Below are 17,882 nucleotides of genomic sequence, written 5' to 3'. Positions count from 1 at the left end.
GCGTCAGCCGGAGGCGACCGTCAAGGGGACGCTCGCCGAGCGGTCGCCCTGTACCGCGCTGATCGTGTGGGAGCCGGGTGGTGTCGTCGCCGGGATGAGGCCGGTGCGGGTGAAGCGGCCGTCGGGTCCCGTGCGGACGGTGTACGCCGTGGTGTCGTCGATGCGGATGTCGACGTAGCCGGGGGTGAAGCCGGTCAGGGTCAGTGGCACCCAGGTGCCTGGCCTCACGGCTGCTCCCGGGGTTCCGATCGAGAGTGTCGGGGTGCCCGATGCGTCAGCCACGCTCAGATCGCGGTCTGACACCCGGACCCGGACGGTGACCGGGTCGCCGGTGGACGGGGTCAGCACGCACTCGGTGTCCTTGGTGAAGGCGGCCTCGATACCGGCGGTGTACAGGCCAGTGGCGTGGACCGGGCCCGCGGCCTGGCGCTGGGTGAAGGTGACGGGCAGGACGCGGCGGCCGCAGGTCGCGGTCGCGGTGAGCGCGGTGGCGGACAGGATCTGGCTGCCGTCGGCGGACAGCGTGGTGCCGGGGGCGGCGACGAGGCCGATGGCGTGGCGGGCGGTGGCGCCGCGCCGGGCGGTGGCGTCGGTGCCCGCGACCGTGGTCGCCCACCGCGCGCCGGGGCTCTCGTGGAAGTTGGCGCCCGCGACGGTGAGGCGAGGGCCGAGCAGGCCGAGTCGGGTGGTGAAGTCGGTGATGTCCTTGCGGGCGGCGGAAGTCCAGCCGATCTCCAGGATCGCCGCGGCGCGGGGCATCATCAGGAACTGCGCCTGGTCGCCGCCGCGGACCGTCTCCGACCACAGTGGACCCTCGACGCCCAGCAGGCCGGATTCGGGCAGGCCGCCGGAAACCGTCGTCGTCGGGTCCCAGCCGTAGTACCGCTCGAAGTCGCAGATCCCCTTGCACGCCCAGCTCAGGCCGATCGGGGTGGTCGGGTTGTACTTCTGGTCGAGGTAGGAGGTGCTCGCGGGCGACACGATGGCCTTGCCGCCCTTGGCGACGAAGTCGCGCACCCAGTCCCCGGAGCCGATCCAGTACTGCACGACCGAGCCGTCCCAGTAGCCGGGGCCCTGCGCGAGCCCGGCCTCGGCGTACTCGGTCCAGCCCATCGTGCCGACGCCGGTGGCGGCCTGGACGCGCGGCACCGCGCGGGTGACGAAGTCCACGAACCTGGTGTGCCCCATGGCATGGGACTCGTCGCCGCCGAGGTGGACGTACGGGCCGCCGGTCAGCTCGGCCAGCTGGCCGAAGACGTGCTCGACGAAGGTGTAGGTGAGGTCGAGCCGCTCGTCGAGGGCAGAGTAGCCGACCGCGGCGGTGCCGTTCCAGTCGACCACACCGGTTTCGGGGTTCCTCGCGGGCAGCGAGCGCTCGGTGTTCAGCTGCGGGATCGCGTGCAGGACGGCGTTGGTGTGGCCGGGGACGTCGACCTCGGGGACGACGGTGACGAAGCGGTCGCGGGCGTAGGCGACGATCTCGCGGTACTGCGCCTGGGTGTAGTGGCCGCTGCGGCCCAGTTCGTTGCGGTAGCCGCGCTCGGCCATCGCGGTGACGCCGGACTCGCGGGTCAGCGCGGTGTAGTCGATCGGGTCGCCGGGCGCCTTGCCCTCGTTGGTGATCTCGATGCGCCAGCCCTGGTCGTCGGCCAGGTGCAGGTGCAGCACGCTCATCTTCAGCGCGGACAGCACATCGATGTGCCGCTTGACCTCCTCGACGTCCTGGAACGACCGGGCCACGTCGAGCATGATGCCGCGGTAGGAGAAGCGCGGCGCGTCCTCGACGTGGATCGCGGGCACCCGCCAGTCGGCCACGACGGGCGTCGCCGACTCCGCCCACGCGGGCAGCAACTGGCGCAGCGTCTGGACACCGTTGAACGCGCCGTGCTCTGTCCGCGCGGTGATCTCCACCCCGCGTTCGCGCACGTCCAAGACGTAGGACTCGGCCGCTGGAAGCGCGCCGCCCACGGTGTAGTCCGCGGCCGGGTCCACCGTGATCCGGATGGTGTTCCCGCCACCGTGAGCCCGGACTGGCACCCGAAACCCGGTCGCCCTGCGGAGTTGGACCGCGAGCTGCTCGCCGACGTGCGCCGTGCCGCCTCGGGCGACGACCGCCAGCGAACGGCTCAGCACGAATGGCGCCGCCTCCGGATCGTGCTCGACGACCACCGGAAGCGGGACGAGCGCGGCGCCCACGGCGGCGGACGCCCCGCTTCCGGCCGCGGCCGACGGCCCACCCGCGACCCCGACCACGGCGGTCATGCCCGCGACCAGGAGACTGCGCCCCCGCAGGCGATGGACAGGACTTCTGTTCACTCGCAACCACATGGGGACTCCCTCGCAGGCCAAACCATTCGCTGCACGTCGATGCGAAAACCGCGACTCACTCACCTGCCAGCACAGTATCGGGCGAATTGCCGCATGGTCTAGACCCTTCGATTTTCTCGCGGTTCCGTCTCAATGGGCATCGCCCAGACCGATGACCGGGCAAGTTCCCGGCCGCCTCCCGCCGCACCCGCGCCCCTGGAGGCGCGCAACTTGAGCCACACCCGCGGAGGTCGCGGGCAGAACCTCGGCGTGGGCTTGAGCGAGGCCCTATCCTGCGGCCGTACGGGCACCCACGCGGCAACCGCGATCCGGAACCGCGAGAGTCCGCCCGCCCCCTGTTCCGGCAACACCGGTCAGCAGCCAATCGCACTCCGCGTGATCCTCACTCGACCGACAGGACCACGGTAAGCGCGGCAAATGGCGGACGCGACGGTTCTCGCGCACTGCGCGTTGCGACCGAAACACGTTCAGGCTACTTATCTCACCTAACCGGCTTACCATGCCCGCGCGCCGCACTGTCATATTCATTGCTACCCTTGATCATGCGGTAAACAATACCCAACAGGGAGTTTCAATGGAAAACTGGCAACCCGACCCGTCCGCGACTCTGGCCCGACGGCTGGGAATCTCACCAAAGCAGCCGGGAAGCTGGCGCAGCGGCGATTCCGCCAGTGCCACCAGCAAGAACGGCTGCCCGGATATCTGGGAACTTTCCAACGGCGACGTCGCCGTGATAGGTCGAGATCTGACCGAGCTCTATCGGGCGCAACTGCCCGAGGACGTCACCGTCGGCGATGACGAACGCTTGGTCGTCCTGCCCGGGGCGATGCTTGTCGCGGCAAAGATCGATATTCCTAATGCATGAGCTGCTTTCCGGTGCGGACGGGAACTTTCTGGACCTCAATTCCTATCAAGACAGTTTCAGAAAGGACTACAGCCTGCTCGGCAAGGCAGGCGGCGAGTTCTGGAAGCTGGAGAGGCGACAACTCTTCCAAGAGCCGGAGATGCCGAGTTGGCACGCTTACCTCCGCGGCGACTGGGACGAGGCGAGGCGACTCGCCGAGTCACTCCGGCCGGAACTGGAGCGCGAGTACCGCGACGACGCCGCGCGCGGTATCCGCACCTGGTGGATCAAGGTCGTGGAGCTGCCCATCCAGCCGTACGTCCAGTGGTCGTTCGAGCCCCTCCGGGTGCGCGCCCAGGCAGGGGAGCAGCTGCGGATAGTTCGGGCGGATGAGATCACCGGCTTCGAAGAGGACGAACCGCTTCCGGAGATGATCACTCTCGGCGAGACGGTGATGTATGAGATCGCGTACGGGGAAAACGGAAGCCACAACGGCGCTATCCGCATCCACGCCCCGGACACCATCGCCCGCTGCAGGCGATTCCTCGCCGATCTCTACGCGATCGGAGAAGACATCGAGAGCTTCTACGAGCGCGAGGTCGTTCACCTCGCCCCTCCGGTCGCGTAGCAGGAAGCCAACCGCACCGGCGACCCAAGGACCACGTTCGATGTCCCGAGACGAGGAACCCGCCCGCGAGAACAGCGCCGAAGTCGCCGGGTCGGCGTCAGAGATCGTCCAGGCAGGCACTGTGCACGGTGGCGTCCACATCCATGGCGGCCAGAGCGACCCGGCGCGGCGGATTCCGCGCCAGCTTCCCGGCGATGTGAGCGGTTTCGTCAATCGCGCCGCGGAACTGGACCGGCTGAGCGCTGCCGTGACCGATCGCGGCGAACCCCTGGTGGTCGGGATCCACGTCATCACCGGAACCGCGGGCGTCGGCAAGACGTCGCTGGCACTGCATTGGGCGCACCGGACACGGGACCGCTTCCCCGACGGCCAACTGCACGTGAACCTGCGTGGCTACGACGCGGGCAGACCGGTGACGCCGGAACAGGCCCTCGACCGCTTTCTGCGCGCGTTGGGCGTTCCGCCTGACGCCATTCCCGCCGACATCGAGGACAAGGCGTCGCTGTACCGGACCATTCTGGCCGACCAGCGGGTGCTCATCCTGCTGGACAACGCCGCGAGCGTGCGACAGATCAGGCCGCTGCTTCCCGGGAACGCGGACTGCCTGGTCCTGGTGACGAGCCGCAACCGGCTGTCCGGCTTGGTGGCCAGGGACGGCGCGCGCAGGCTGCCCCTGGACACGCTGTCCGAGGCGGAAGCGGTCGAGCTGCTGAAAGCCGTCACGGCAGGCTATCGCGGGCATGACGACCTGGCTGACCTCGTCGAGCTGACGGCCCTGTGCGCGCGGCTGCCGCTGGCTCTGCGCATCGCGGCCGAACGCGCGTCGAGCAGACCGTTGATGCTGCTCAGCGAACTCATCGCCGACCTGCGCGACGAGTCCGGGTTGTGGGACGCGCTGAGTTCCGACGATGACGAGGAGTCCGACGCGGTTCGAGCGGTGTTCGCCTGGTCCTACCGGGCATTGCCCGCCGACGCGGCACGCATGTTCCGGCTCCTCGGCCTGCATCCCGGCCACGAGATCAGCGTGCCCGCCGCCGCCGCGCTGATGGGCGTCGGCACCGGACGCGCCCGTTCGCTGCTGGACGCCCTGGTCGGTTCCCATGTCCTCGAACAGCGTTCGCCTGGCCGGTACGAGTTCCACGACCTGCTGCGGGCCTACGCGCTGGACCAGGCGATCGCGCAGGAGACGGCGGCCGACCAGATCGCAGCCGTTGAGCGGGTCATCACCTGGTACGTGCGGTCGGCGCGCGCTGCCGTGGCGGTGCTCTGCCCGTTGGACCGGGAGGTGCTGCTCGACCCGCCCGACGCACACGTCGCGCCGCTGGTGTTCACCGACAACGACGCCGCTCTCCGCTGGTATGAGATGGAGCGCGCGAACTTCGTCGCAGCCACCCGCGCCGCGGCCGACACCGGCAGGGACCAGCTGGCCTGGCAGCTGCCCGCGGTGCTCTGGAGCGTCTACGCGATCCACAACCCGTTCAGCGAGTGGATCGAGACCGGCGTCATCGGACTGGCCGCGGCACGCCGAGCGCAGAGCCGGTTCGGAGAAGCCCAACTGCTGGCGAGCCTCGGGATGGCGTACCTGCAGTCGAACCAGCTCGACAAGGCCGAGGAACACCACCAGGCCGCGCTCGCGGTCCGCGAAACCATCGATGACCGGTTCGGGATCGCCCAGTCCACCAACGACCTCGGCCTGCTGGCGAACCGCCGCCACCGACTGGCCGAAGCCCGCGAGCACTTCGAGCGGTCGCTCGCGGCTTTCCGCGAGATCGGCGACCGCGGCCACGAGGCCTGGCTGCTGAGCAATCTCGGTGTGCTTCGATGCGATCTCGACGAGCCCGCAGCGGGCCTGGACCTGCTGCGGGAATCGCTGTCCATCAGCCGCGCGGTCGGCGACCGGCTCGCTGAGAGCAACGCGCTGATCTGCCTGGCCATAGCCCATCGCGGACTGAACCAGTACCCCGACTCCGCTTCCACCCTGCGCGCCGCGGTGAGCATCGCGCGCGAGGACGGCTACCCGATGTGCGAGGCGGTCGGCCTGCTGGAAACGGCCCGGCTGTGCCTGGCCGAGGACGACCCCGCGGACGCCCTGCCCCTGTTCCACCACTCGGCGTCGATCCTGCGGCGACTGGGCGATCGCGGCCGGGAAGCCATTGCCCTGGACGGTGCGGGTCTCGCCTACCGACGCCTCGGCAGGCCGGAGGACGCCGCCCAGTTCCACCGGGTCGCCGTCGCCGCACACCGCGACCTCCGGGACCGCTGGCACCTGGCACTCGCCTTGGACAACCTCGCCACCACGCTGGCCGACACCGGCGAGCACGCACCAGCCCGCGCGTCCTGGGCCGAGTCGCTGTCGATCCTGTCGGAGTTCGACGACCCGCGCGCCGCGCGCCTACGGGAGCGGGTGACCGCGCGACTGGCGGCCCCAGACCGGGAGTGACGCTGCTCGGCTCCGCACCAGCAGGCCTGGCGAGTTCCGCGCGTCGAGCTGAGGGCGCTCATCCCGCCCTCAGGTCACCCATCAGGTCGGCGAGGACGGTCTCCTCCTCAACGCGCCTGCCCGCGTCGGCCATCGCCGCCGTCAGGTCGCGATCCCAGCTCGCCTGGACCGGCTTGCCGGTCAGCGCGTCCCCGGTGGTCGTCTCCAGGGCAGCGCGGTAGGCCGCCGCGTCGAACCTCCACGGCCGCCACGCCACCGATCCCGCCAGCGTGTTCGCGATGCGCAGACCGCCCCAGTCGAAGTCGCCGTGGTAGCTGAAGGTCGCGCCGCCAGCGGCGAGCAAGTCGAGCAGGGTGAGCACCGCTGTGGAGGGCTGCCCGCCCAGGCACACCAGGGGCGGGCAGTGCGCGCCCAACTCGTCGGCCGCGGTGGCCACCACGATCGGGTTCTCGCAGACCCACACCCGCCGCGCGCCGACGCCGCAGTCGGGACGCTCGCCCGCGAGCTGGCGCAGCGTCAGCACCACCGGTTCGCCACCCTCCCCCGCGACGGCCAGGGCACGGGCCGTGGTGGTGCCGGTTCCGCCCGGCAGACCCGCGCACAGCACCCATGACGACAGCGCGTCCCGGTACACCCCGACCCGCGCCCACGCCGCCTGGCGCTCGGCGGCGACCCCGCTCCCCGAAGGGGCTTCCCCGGCCAGCACCCTGGCCGCCGCGAGGACCAGGGTGGCCAGCGGACGGCCGTGGTCGAGCGCGTGTGAGCCACCGGCCCGCTCGGCGGCCAGCGTGCGCAGGGCCACCCCAGTCGACGGCAGGGCGTCGACCACCCGGACGGCCCGCGCCACCAGCTCGGCGGCGCGGCGCGCGTCCGGCTCCAGCCTGCGGACCATGCCGGTGGCGGCCAGCCACTCCCGCCAAGGCCACAGCCGCGGCCTGCGCTCGGCGAGCTCGTCCGCCTGTGCCAGTGCCGAGGCCCACGCGGCCTGCTCCGTCGCGCGCTCAGCAGGCCCCGGGATCTCCCCGACCAGCAGCGCCACCGCGTGAGCCAATCCGGCCGGGACGATGTCCGCGCGCCGCAGCACGGCGTCCAGCTCGTCAAGGGGCACGGTCACGGACGCACCCAGCCCGGCCCGCCTGCCGAGGATCTGCTCGACGGCCCGGCGCTCGTCCGGGCTCGCGTCGGACAGGGTCACCGTGCCGGTCAGCGGGCGGCCCAGTTCCACCCGCCGACGCAGCCTGGCGAGCAAGCGGGCGGTGGCGGGCGTGCCCAGCAGCCTGCGCAGCCGCTCGATGTCGCTCACGACCCGAACAGCCTCGGCACCTCCGGCGCGAGAACGGCGGGCTCGGGTCTGAGCAGCATGACCCGCTCGCGGCCGTCCCAGCGCCACGGGGTCACCAGGACGGCGTCGATGCCGTCGTGGCGGGAGAGCTGGGCGATGGCCAGGCCGGGCACTTGCGGGTAGCAGCCCCACTCACGCTCGCTGGTCATCACCACGTCCAGGTCGAACGAGGCGAGCAGGCCCAGGCACTTGGCCCGGGAGTCGTCATCCACCCCGGCGAACGCCTCGTCCAGCGCGATCATCCGGGGCGCGTCGGGATCGCCTGCCGAGGAGTAGAACGACGACGCCGCGGCGAACAGCGGGATCGACGCGGCCAGCACGCGTTCACCGCCCGAGGCGGGCCCGGCGGCCGAACGCCACTGGCCGTCCTGGTGGCGCTGGATGGCGAACTCGTGCCACGACCGGTAGTCCAGTGCCCTGGTCAGCTGCTCGGCCCAGCTTCCCCCGCTGTCGCCGGTGTGCTCGCGGTTGATCTGCTCCTGGAGGAAGCCGCCGACCAGAGCGCGGTCCTCGGCACTCCAGGCGTCGGCGGTCTGGCGCAGCAGCCGGTCGCGGACCCGTCCCAGCCCGTCGGGCGCGTCGCGTGCCGTCCGCCACAGCAGGCGCAGTCGCATCCCAGTGGACGTGGGGCGGGCGTCGAGATCCTCGTTGATGCCGCGCACCTGGTCCTCGGCGCCACTGATCAACTCCTGGAGAGTTCCCGCGACCTCGTTGACCAGGTGGTTCTCCAGGATCTCGCGCTCCTTGGCCGACAGCAGCCTGCCGCGCTGGCCGATCTCGGCCGCCAATGAGTCCACCAGCGCCGGGATGTCGTGCCTGCGGCCCTGGAAGCGCACGTCGACCACCATTACTCCACTGTGGACCGCCAAGCCCGCGGAGTGGCCGTGCGCGGACAGCACGTCGGTCAAGGTCTTCTGCTCGTGCGACACCTTCTGCTGCACCAGCTCCCACTGCCGCTCGCTGTCATCCACATCGGACAGATCACCGTTGATGGCCCTGGCCAGGGTGACCGCGGGCGTGACCGCCCACTCGGTTCGCGGGTCGGGAACAGCCAGGTCGGGCAGGGCGGTGGCGAGCACGCCGGTCTCGGCGAACGCGCGCAGCTCGGCGATGGCGCGGTCCCGTTCCTGGGTCACCACCATGATCTCCGCCCGCAGCGTCCGCTGACGCCCCAGCGCCTCACCCCTGGCCTCCAAGGCCCCGCGTTCTTCGCCGCGGGCGGTCTTCGCGCGCTCATCACAGCCGTACAAATGGGTGTCGACGGCCGCGAGTTCGGCGTAGAGCTCGTCGATTCCCGCGCCCGCGGTGTCCACCAGCACCCGGAGCCGCTCGGCGGCGGCATCGGCCCTCGCGGTCGCGTCCTCAGCCGCGGCCTCGGACTCGGCCTGGTGCTCCACCGCCGCGGCCAGTTCCTCGGCGGCGGTGGCGGCGGCGCGCTCGGCGCGGTGCGCGGCGACGGCCGCGGGCCACAGCCGGGCCAGCGCGACCCGGTAGTCACCGACGGCATCCCGGATGTCCCGCAACGCGTCGAAATCACCGGGCAGGTCGACATCGTGTGCGAACTCGTCGACCCGCACGCGGGCGACGCGCGCCTGCTCAAGACGGGACTCGGCCGCCGCGCGCGCCTCGGCCAGCCTGCGGTCGACGTCCTGCTTCGCCTGGTACTCGGCGGCCACCCGCAAGTGCGCCTCTCGCAGCGCCGAGTCGCCGGGCAGGGACCGGCGCTCACCGGCGAGCGCGGACAGGTCCGCGACGAGCGCGTCGGCGGCAGCGACGAGACGGTCCGCCTCGGCGGTCAGGTTCGTCAACTCGGCCCGCAGCGCGGCCAGCCGGGCGCGGCGGGCGGTTTCGCGCGCCCCCTCGCCGATGTGCTCGGCCGCGTCCTTGTGCCAGGAACCCGCCAGGACGCCGATGGCGAACCGACCGTCGGTGCCCACCCAGCTCGCGGCGCCGGGGCCGAGCCCGATCGAGCGGAGCACGGCGCGCACGGCGTCGTCGGTGAGCGCGTCGGCGTGCTCGTCGGCCCGGTCGACGGCGGGCAGCAGGACAGCCGAAAGCCCGCCGCGCGGAGCGCTTTCCCCTGGCAGCAACAAGACGTCGTCAGTGATCGCGTCGTGCAGCGTGCCGTCCGGGGCGACCCAGGCGTCGAGCACGCCCGCCGCCTCCAGCGCCGCCTCCACACCCGCGCGATCGGTTTCGGACACCGAGTCGACGAAGTCGACGACCCTCCACAGTGGAGCACCGAGCCGGTCTGACCGGGGACCACGGCTGTGCGGGGCGGGCGGGGCGTCGTGACCGCCGCGTTCCAGCCGCGCCGTCTCCGCGCGGCTCTCGGCGATCAGGGCGGCGATCGCGGCGGCCTCGGCCTCGACGCGCGCCTGCCGCCTGCCCAGGTCGGCCGTCGCCTGGGCCACCGCGTCCTCCACCGCCGCCGCGAACGGGTTGGCGCCCTCGGGTGCCACCGCCCAGGCGTCGAGCGAGCCCAGCGCTTCGTCGGGATCGGGCAGGGTGAACCGGGTGACCTGGCCCAGGTACGCCGCGCACACCTCGACCACCGCGCGGCTCTCGGCGGACGCCGTCGACTCGGCCGCGGCGATCCGCTCGGCGGCGGCCTGCTGCTCGCCCGTCACCCGGTCCACCTCGGTGCGGGCGACGATCAGCGCGTTCTCGGCCCAGCCCGACGCGGTCAGCAGCCGGTCCAGCTCCTCGACAGCGCGCACCTGCCGGTCCACCACGTCCTGCCCGGCCCGCACGGTGGCGGTGAAGGGCGGCTCGTCGGCCTCGAAGGCGGCCACGACCTCGGCGTGCCGGGTGGTCAGCCTGGCGGCCTCGGCGGTGTCGCCCGCGACCTGTCGGAGGCCGTGCAGGGCGGCACCGTCCCCCTGCGCGGCAGCCCGCGCGCGGGCGTGGGCGGTCTCCCTGCGGCGGGTCGTTTCGGCGGCGGCGCCGCGCTCGCCCTCGCGTGAACGCGCGAACGCGGCGAGGCGCTCGGTCTCGGTGCGGATTTGGGTCATCAGCTCCGCGTCGCGCATCCGGGGACTGTCCTGCAAGGCCCTGCGCCGGGCGGTGAGCAGGTTGCGCTCGGCCTCGATGTCGCCCAGCGACCGCTCCGCGGCCGCCAGCGTCGCCTCCGCGGCGCCATGCGCGGTCTCGGCCTCGGCCAGTTCGGCACCCAGCTTCTCGTAGCGGCTGTGCGTCAGGCGGGGCGGCGCCGCCCGGCGCTTGGCGGCGACCCTGGCGTAGCGGCGGTAGTGGCCGAGGAACGCCTTGGCCGCGGTCTCGGCCTCGGTGAGCCCGCGCAGCGCGTCGCGCTCCTCCTCCAGTCCGCGGAACGCCTCCGCGACAGTGGTGACCAGCGCCGGGTCCAGGGGCGGCAGCGCCTCGGTGAGCGCCCTCGACAGCAGCTTCTCGTCCGGGCGCTTGGACAACTGCGGCTGACGAAGCTGGATGAGCAGGTTGACCAACGCCTCGTACCGGCGCTGGCCGAACCGGAAGAAGGTCTCGTCGACAGCCCTGCGGTATTCGGTCGCGGTGTCGTAGACCGTGCCGAATCCGTCCACGGCCTCCCGCAGCCGCTCCCGGGTCAACGCCACCCTGGTGGGGCTGACCAGGGAAAGCTCGGAGCCCACCCGCTGGCTGGTGACGAAGAACCAGTGCCGGGCGATGCCGCGGCCCGCGACGGCCTTGAGCCCGCAGCCGACCGTGCGGTACTCGGCGGTGCCGTCGGCCAGCAGGCGGCCGAACTCCAGCCAGGTGTAGCCGAGCCGTTCGGTGTGCGGGTGCCGTCCGCCGAGCAGCAGGTTCCACTCCATCCGCTTGTTGCGGTCGCCGTCGGGTTCGACGCGGTGCGGGGCCAGTTCGCCGTCGAGCAGGAACGGCAGCACGAGAGCGAGGACTTTCGACTTACCGGTCCCGTTGTTGCCGCGCAGCAGCAGGCGCCCGTCATGGAAGTGGAACTCTTCGATGTCGTAGTAGAAGATGTCCACCAGACCGGCGCGCAGGGGCTGCCATCGCCGTACCCGCGGAACCGGACTTGTCATCGGGCTCTCCTCTGCTCGCGGATGGTCGGGGCCTCGACGGCGTAGCGGGCGATCGCGGGTCGCGGCGCGATCATCGGTCCGGGCAGGTCGGTCACGAGGCGCAGGGCGCGGAGCCTGCCCAGTGCGCCGTCGAGCAGTTCGGTCTCCGCACCCGGTTCGGTGACGCCCTTGCGCCAGAAGGAGGCGTGTTGGGTGGTCAGATCCCGCACGAGCGCCAGCAGCCGCTGGACCGGCACCGGCGCGGCCGCGGCGGCGAGGTGCTCGGCGATGAGCAGCGTGAGGTGCCCGTCGGTGCGCTGCTCGGGCATGCGCACGTCGGTGAGGTCGTCGTCGGGGTCGACCATCGCGACACCCTCAGCGCGCATCTCGGTCACCAGGCCGGTGGCGTCGGCGATCCGCCTGGTGATCGCGTGCCGCTGGCTGACCAGATAGGCGCGCTCGTCCTCGGTGAGTTCGTCGTAGTAGACGACGGGGTCGTCCAAGAGCCTGCGGGTGAGCCTCTGGCGCAGCGCCCGGTTGCGCAGCTCGTCGGTGTCCGGCGTGGGCTCGTCGGTGAGTTCGCTCAGTCTGCCGTCGAAGTCGGGCGCGGCGACCGTCGACGGACCGCGGTGCCCAGTGAGCAAAGTGGACAGTACGCGTCTGCGCACGTCGTACAGCACGTCGCCGGTGGCGGACAAGTACGCGTCCTCCTCCCCCGCGACCCGGTCGAGCACTCCCCATCCCATGAGCAGGCGCACCACGGCCACCAGGTCGGAGCGCTCATCCCGGCGGCCCAGGGTGAACTCGATCCCCGCGTCGGCCAGCTCAGGCTCGGCCACCGCGGCGAGGACGCCTTCGGCGAGCCTGCCCAGCGTGATCTGAGCGTCGGCGCGCTCCAGCACGGACAACGCGAGACACAGCAGCACGTACCGGCGGCGGCCGAACGCGGGCCTGCCCCGACCGTCGCGGGCGGGGTGGGTGCTGTCGTCGTGGGTGGTCGAGGTTTTGAACAGCCGGACAGCCTCGGAGTCCACCCGCAGCCGCCAGCCGGTCTCCTGGGACAGCCAGTCACGCAGGTCGCGCTCGTGCCTGCGAACGAGCCGGATCGCGTCGTCGTCGCGACCCGCGACCAGCAGTGGCCGGGCCAGCAGCGCCCGTAGCGCCGTGCGCCGCTGGGCGGCCAGCTCATCCGGCGTGCTGAACGAGGTCATCCACGCTCCCGTTGTACGGTCAGGTCGACGATTTCCACGATGTGCTCCGGACCGCGCAGCACCCCGTCCACGGTCTGGATCTCGACCACGACCCCGTCCGGGACGAGGGAGAGCCGGATCTGCATGGTCCCGTCGCCCGTCGAGGTCTTGACCTCGGTCTCGTGCGGCAGCCTGGCCGAGAGCGCGTCACCGAGCAGCCGCAGGAAAAGACGGAACTCGTTGGTGTCGAGGGTACCCAGGTCGGAGAGCCGGATCGGGCCGGTGGCCAGCCGCCGTCGCGCTTCGGCCGCCTCGGCGGCTTCGCGTTCCGCCCGCACCTTGAGGACCCAGCGGTGTTCGGCGCGGTCGGCGACCTGCGATGGGCGGCCGCGGCGCTCGTAGGAGCCGGTTCGCCGCAACTGCGGGCTGACATGGACGGGGGGCGCGTCGCGCCAGGCGGTGCCCGGTGCGGGTGGGTCCTCCTGCCAGGAGGCGAGTGTGGCGGCGGTGACCGACAGGTGCCGGGCCGGGCTGAGGCCGAAGGCGGCCCGCCACAACCGGTGCCGCGCGTCGTCGTCGTGAGCCTCGGCGAACCACCGGGCCAGCGCGCGGAAGTCCGCCGAGCGATCCGAGCGGCCTGCCCGGCGCTCGTTGAGCACGCCGACGGTGTCGATGAGCTGGGTGATCGCGGTGACCGCCGCGCCGCGCAGCAGACGGGCCTGGGAGGGGTGGCGGGAGTCCGCGGAGATGAACCAGTCGTGCAGGCCGCGCCAGCGGTTGCGCCACGTGTCCAGGGCAGCGGCGACCGCGGCGGCCTGGTCGGCGTCCGGCCCCGCGTCCGCGGCTTCGCGACGGGCGACAACAGTCAGGAGCCGGTCGACATCCTCGATGCCGCTTAGCAGGGCCGCGATCTCAGCGCCGCGGTTGGCAAGGTCGGCGATGAACCGGTTGATGTAGTCGATAAGCCGCTGCTTGTAGGCAATGAACGAAGTCACGTCTCCATCGGAGAAGTCGATCACCCGGCGGAGCGAGGCCATGAACGCCTGCGCGTTGTCGGCCAAACCGGTGAACCGGTCGGCGAGTCCGAGCATCAGAAGGTGCAGCTTGGCCGGGTCGGGATCAGCCGCGAGTCCCACCAGGGCACGGAGCTGGTCGGCGATGTCAGCCAGGGCGACCGACTGGAGCTGACCGCGTCGGCCGATGGCGTCCTCGTAGAGGGCGATCGCCGCCTCAGCCGCTTGGCCCTCGGCGGTGAGCTGGTAGAGGTAACGGGCGCGGTGGAAGTCCGAGACCGTGGTGACCCGGCCAGTGTCCGGGTCACGGTGCAGGTTGCCCCAGTGCACCAGCTTGTTCAGCGCCTCGGCCACCGGTTCGGCGTCGCCGGGGCGCCCGAGGTCGGCGGCCACGTCCTCGGGCCGCATGTGCACGATGAAGCGATCCCTGGCGCGGGCGAACGTCCGCAGAGCGGCGCGGTAGAGGTCGCGGTTGGGGGCGTCGAGGTGGGCAAAGGGCGTCGCCGGTGTCGGTGTGCCCTCCGTCATATCCGCCATTGTGGCGGCAAGCAGCGGATGGCGAGCACCCACCCTGGATCGTCGTCACCGTCAGGCCGCACAGTGGCGTCCTCTCCTCCGCTCGCTCACAGCCCGCGCGAGCGACATCGACCACGACGCCGGGAAGACATCGGTTTCAAGTCCCTGATTCGCGCCGGACATCTCGGGTGCCGCCGACCACACTCGACATCAGTGATCATCCACTGGGAGGAGCGACGCGATGTCAGCGAGGAAGTTCGTGGCCGGGGTGTCCGTGGCGGTGGCCCTGATGCTGGCCGTGCCGACGGCGGCGCAGGCGGCGGGGCCGCGTTGTCCGGAGCGCGCGCCCGCGGGGGCGGAGTTCGTGCGGACGGTCCAGCCGCCGTGGGGCCTGGCCTATGACCTGTACCGACTGGACTCGGGGCAGCTCGTTTCGGTCTACTGCTGACCCCCCGGACGCCGCGCGTGGGGCAATTGCCGTATTCACTGATGCGCAACTGGCAATTTCACCCCTCGCCCGGCCCCTACTGAGTGAACGCGCGTTGCGCGACCATCCAGCACGGTTCTCCCCATACCCTGCTGGAGGCAGCAACCATGTCCCGTTATCCGATCCTGCCCATCGCGGTCGGAGTGGCGCTGACCGGCGCGCTCCTGGTCGCCCCGCTGGCGACGGCCACGCAGACCGTGGCCGCGCCCAACATCCCCGTCGCCAACGTGCAAGCGCACCTCAACCAGTTCCAGACCATCGCGACCAACAACGGTGGGAACCGCGCGCACGGGCGCCCCGGCTACCTGGCGTCGGTCAACTACGTCAAGGGCAAGCTCGACGCGGCCGGGTACACGACGTCGGTGAAGTCGTTCACCTACAACGGCGCGACCGGCTACAACCTCATCGCCGACTGGCCCGGCGGCGATCCCAACTCCATCGTGATGGCGGGGGCGCACCTCGACAGCGTGTCCGTGGGGCCGGGGATCAACGACAACGGCACCGGCTCGGCCGGGCTGCTCGAGGTCGCGCTCGCGGTGGCGTCGACGAACTTCTCCCCCGGCAAGCACCTGCGGTTCGGCTGGTGGGGTGCTGAGGAGCTGGGCCTGGTCGGCTCGACGAACTACGTCAACAGCCTGCCCACCACGGAGAAGTCGAAGATCAGCGCGTACCTCAACTTCGACATGACCGGCTCGCCCAACCCCGGGTACTTCGTCTACAGCGCCTCCGGCCAGCCCGCCGGGTCGCTGCAGCTGCAGCAGGTGCTCCAGGGCTACTTCAGCGGCATCAACGTGCAGACCGAGCTGACCTCCGTCGGCGGCCGCTCCGACCACGCCGCCTTCGCACGCGCGGGCATCCCCGTCGGCGGCACCTTCACCGGCGCGGAGGGCATCAAGACCAGCGCCCAGGCCCAGAAGTGGGGCGGAACGGCGGGCGTGGCCTACGACGCCTGCTACCACCGCTCGTGCGACCGGACCAGCAACGTCAACGCCACCGCGCTGGACCGCAACACCGACGCCATCGCGCACAGCATCTGGACGCTGGCCGGGACCGGCGGCGGCGACCCCGACCCGCGCTTCGAGAACGGCACCGACGTGGCGATCCAGGACCTGGCCACGGTCGAGAGCTCGATCACGGTCTCCGGCGTCAGCGGCAACGCGCCCTCGGACCTGTCGGTGTCGGTCAGCATCCTGCACACCTACCGGGGCGACGTGCAGATCGACCTGGTCGCGCCGGACGGGTCGCCGTACCGGCTGAAGAACTCCTCCAGCTCGGACTCCGCCGACAACGTCATCGCCACCTACACCGTCAACGCCTCGAGCGAGACCGCCGCGGGCGCCTGGAAGCTGCGCGTGACCGACGTCGCGAGCAATGACGTGGGCCGGATCGACAGCTGGGCGCTCCAGTTCTGATCCGTCCCCACGACGCGGGCCACTCCGGACGGGGAGTGGCCCGCGTTCCTCAGTTCACGCAGACCGGGCCCTGCTTGGCGCCGTTGAGGGTCAGCAGCGGGTCGGCGGCGAGGCCCTGGCCCGCCTCCTGGTAGTCGCGGCCGAGGAAGACCTTGACCTGGCCCGCGGAGAGGTTCGCGTCCGGCTCGACGGCGTAGTCGCCGCCGAGGGCGCCCACCACGCCCACCGCGCCCGCCTCCTCGCCGGTGGCGTGCCGCACGACGGTCTTGTCGCGGATCGCGGAGTTGTCGGGTTCGCCGGTCTCGTAGCCCGCGGCCTGCAGCTCGGTGCTGACCTCGCCCGCCAGGCCGGTGCGGCCGGTGGCGTTGAGCACCGTCACCGTCGGCTTGGCCGCGGCGGCGTCCTCCGGCGGGGCCGCGGCCGGGCCGCCGCGCAGCAGGCTGTCCACAAAGGTCCGGACGGCGGCCGGGCTGACCTCGACGGCCGAGCCGTCGTAGGGGGTCGGCAGGTCGATGCGGCCGGTGGGGATGGTCAGGAACTCCAGCTTCCCGCCGGTGAAGCCCACCATCTGCTGGGCGAACTGGATGATGTCCCAGTTCTCGTCGAGCACCACCGACTTCTTGATGGCCTCCTGCAGCGCGGTCAGCTTCGCCGAGCCGGGCACGATCATGTCCTGGGAGAACACCTTGCGCGCCATGCCGGTCATGAAGACCTGCTGGCGGACGATGCGGTCGAGGTCGCCGTTGGGCAGGTTGTGGCGCTGGCGGACGAAGGCCAGCGCGGCCACACCTTTGAGGTTCTGCTGGCCCGCGGGGAAGTTCGCGCCGGAGAAGCGGTCGCGGACGGCCTTCTTGAGGCAGACGTCGATGCCGCCGACGGCGTTGGTGATGTCGAAGAAGCCGAGCAGGTTCACCTCGGCGTAGTGGTCGATCGAGGCGCCGGTCAGCTTCTCCACCGTGGCGATCAGGCTCACGGCGCCCTCGCGGTTGCCCGTCTGCTCCAGGGTGCGCTCGTCGGAGACGCCCTCGGCCTGCTGGTCCTTGCGGGACTGGATCTTCGCCCGCGCGTAGGCTGAGTTGATCTTGTGCTTGCCGTGGTCCGGGATGTCCACATAGGAGTCCCGGGGGATGGACACGCCGAATGCCTGCCCGCCGTCGTTGGGAATGCGGATCAGGATGAGCGTGTCGGTGTTCTGCTCGCCGTCGGCCTCGCCCGCGCTGAGCATCCGCAGCTGCTCGTCCGAGAGCGGGTTCCCCTGCGCGTCGGTGCGGCTGTCCATGCCGACCATGAGGATGTCGATGGCCCCGTCCTCGGGGCGCTCCGTGGGCCCGGCGATGACGTTGGTGGTGGTCAGCCCGTCGGAGAAGTCGTCGGCGACCTGCCAGTAGTAGCCGGTCGCGGCCAGCACCAGCAGCGAGAGCAGGCCCGCGAACACCTTGCTCGCGACGACGCCTGGCCGCGGCGGTGGGGGCGGGGCGGGGCGGCGCGCGGGACGTTCCACGGGCCGGGGCGCGGGACGGGGGGCCAGGCGCTCGGTGCGCAGCTCGGAGAGCCTGCGCGGACGCCGCTCATCCGGCGGGGCCGGGCGACGCGCGCCGTCGCGACTGCCTGACCTCGGCGGCCGGTACTCCACGCCCTACTCCCTCCCCTGACGAGTCCCTCC

Annotated in this window: 11 protein-coding genes; 5 read left to right on the top strand and 6 right to left on the bottom strand. The window is 71.6% G+C overall.

Annotated features, from left to right (window positions below; translation table 11 throughout):
- Positions 1 to 3 precede the first annotated feature (3 nt).
- Entirely contained in the window at positions 4 to 2,262 is a 2,259-nt protein-coding gene (locus tag ACTG9Q_RS19445; RefSeq protein ID WP_455574236.1) for a family 20 glycosylhydrolase, read from the bottom strand.
- A gap of 640 nt (positions 2,263 to 2,902) precedes the next feature.
- Here ACTG9Q_RS19445 and ACTG9Q_RS19440 point away from each other — a divergent pair.
- Genes ACTG9Q_RS19440 through ACTG9Q_RS19430 form a run of 3 tightly spaced genes read left to right on the top strand, consistent with a single transcriptional unit; the run spans position 2,903 to position 6,240 of the window.
- On the top strand, positions 2,903 to 3,193 hold the full coding sequence (locus ACTG9Q_RS19440) for a hypothetical protein (RefSeq protein ID WP_455574235.1): 291 nt from the start codon (positions 2,903 to 2,905) through the stop codon (positions 3,191 to 3,193).
- Complete coding sequence (locus ACTG9Q_RS19435; RefSeq protein WP_455574234.1) at positions 3,186 to 3,800, top strand: DUF6879 family protein; 615 nt, start codon at positions 3,186 to 3,188, stop codon at positions 3,798 to 3,800. Before ACTG9Q_RS19440 ends, ACTG9Q_RS19435 begins: the two co-directional genes overlap by 8 nt.
- Before the next feature lie 40 nt (positions 3,801 to 3,840).
- On the top strand, positions 3,841 to 6,240 hold the full coding sequence (locus tag ACTG9Q_RS19430; RefSeq protein WP_455574233.1) for an ATP-binding protein: 2,400 nt from the start codon (positions 3,841 to 3,843) through the stop codon (positions 6,238 to 6,240).
- 58 nt (positions 6,241 to 6,298) lie between these two features.
- On the opposite strand, the gene ACTG9Q_RS19425 is transcribed toward ACTG9Q_RS19430, so the two are convergent.
- From ACTG9Q_RS19425 to ACTG9Q_RS19410, 4 genes are read right to left on the bottom strand one after another with little or no spacing between them, the layout of a single operon-like run.
- Positions 6,299 to 7,543 (bottom strand): TIGR02679 family protein, encoded by a 1,245-nt coding sequence (locus tag ACTG9Q_RS19425; RefSeq protein ID WP_455574232.1) that lies wholly within the window; start codon positions 7,541 to 7,543, stop codon positions 6,299 to 6,301.
- A complete protein-coding gene (locus ACTG9Q_RS19420) occupies positions 7,540 to 11,622 on the bottom strand; it encodes a TIGR02680 family protein (RefSeq protein WP_455574231.1) in 4,083 nt (1,360 codons plus the stop codon). Before ACTG9Q_RS19420 ends, ACTG9Q_RS19425 begins: the two co-directional genes overlap by 4 nt.
- Positions 11,619 to 12,812: a TIGR02678 family protein gene (locus tag ACTG9Q_RS19415; protein WP_455574230.1), complete on the bottom strand. Its 1,194-nt coding sequence runs from the start codon at positions 12,810 to 12,812 to the stop codon at positions 11,619 to 11,621. The genes ACTG9Q_RS19420 and ACTG9Q_RS19415 overlap by 4 nt, the downstream gene beginning before the upstream one ends.
- The gene (locus tag ACTG9Q_RS19410; protein ID WP_455574229.1) at positions 12,809 to 14,332 is read right to left on the bottom strand and encodes a TIGR02677 family protein; all 1,524 of its coding nucleotides are present in this window, start codon (positions 14,330 to 14,332) and stop codon (positions 12,809 to 12,811) included. The genes ACTG9Q_RS19415 and ACTG9Q_RS19410 overlap by 4 nt, the downstream gene beginning before the upstream one ends.
- 229 nt (positions 14,333 to 14,561) lie before the next feature.
- On the opposite strand from ACTG9Q_RS19410, the gene ACTG9Q_RS19405 reads away from it, so the two are divergent.
- A complete protein-coding gene (locus tag ACTG9Q_RS19405) occupies positions 14,562 to 14,768 on the top strand; it encodes a hypothetical protein (protein WP_455574228.1) in 207 nt (68 codons plus the stop codon).
- A gap of 146 nt (positions 14,769 to 14,914) precedes the next feature.
- On the top strand, positions 14,915 to 16,219 hold the full coding sequence (locus ACTG9Q_RS19400; RefSeq protein ID WP_455574227.1) for a M28 family peptidase: 1,305 nt from the start codon (positions 14,915 to 14,917) through the stop codon (positions 16,217 to 16,219).
- A 49-nt stretch (positions 16,220 to 16,268) separates the two neighbouring features.
- Here ACTG9Q_RS19400 and ACTG9Q_RS19395 read toward each other — a convergent pair whose 3' ends face one another.
- A complete protein-coding gene (locus ACTG9Q_RS19395; protein ID WP_455574226.1) occupies positions 16,269 to 17,852 on the bottom strand; it encodes an LCP family protein in 1,584 nt (527 codons plus the stop codon).
- Between the last annotated feature and the right edge of the window lie 30 nt (positions 17,853 to 17,882).

Source organism: Actinokineospora lacus (assembly GCF_053813445.1).
Note: the sequence above shows the minus strand (reverse complement) of the source record. Positions and strands in the feature narration are given on the sequence as shown.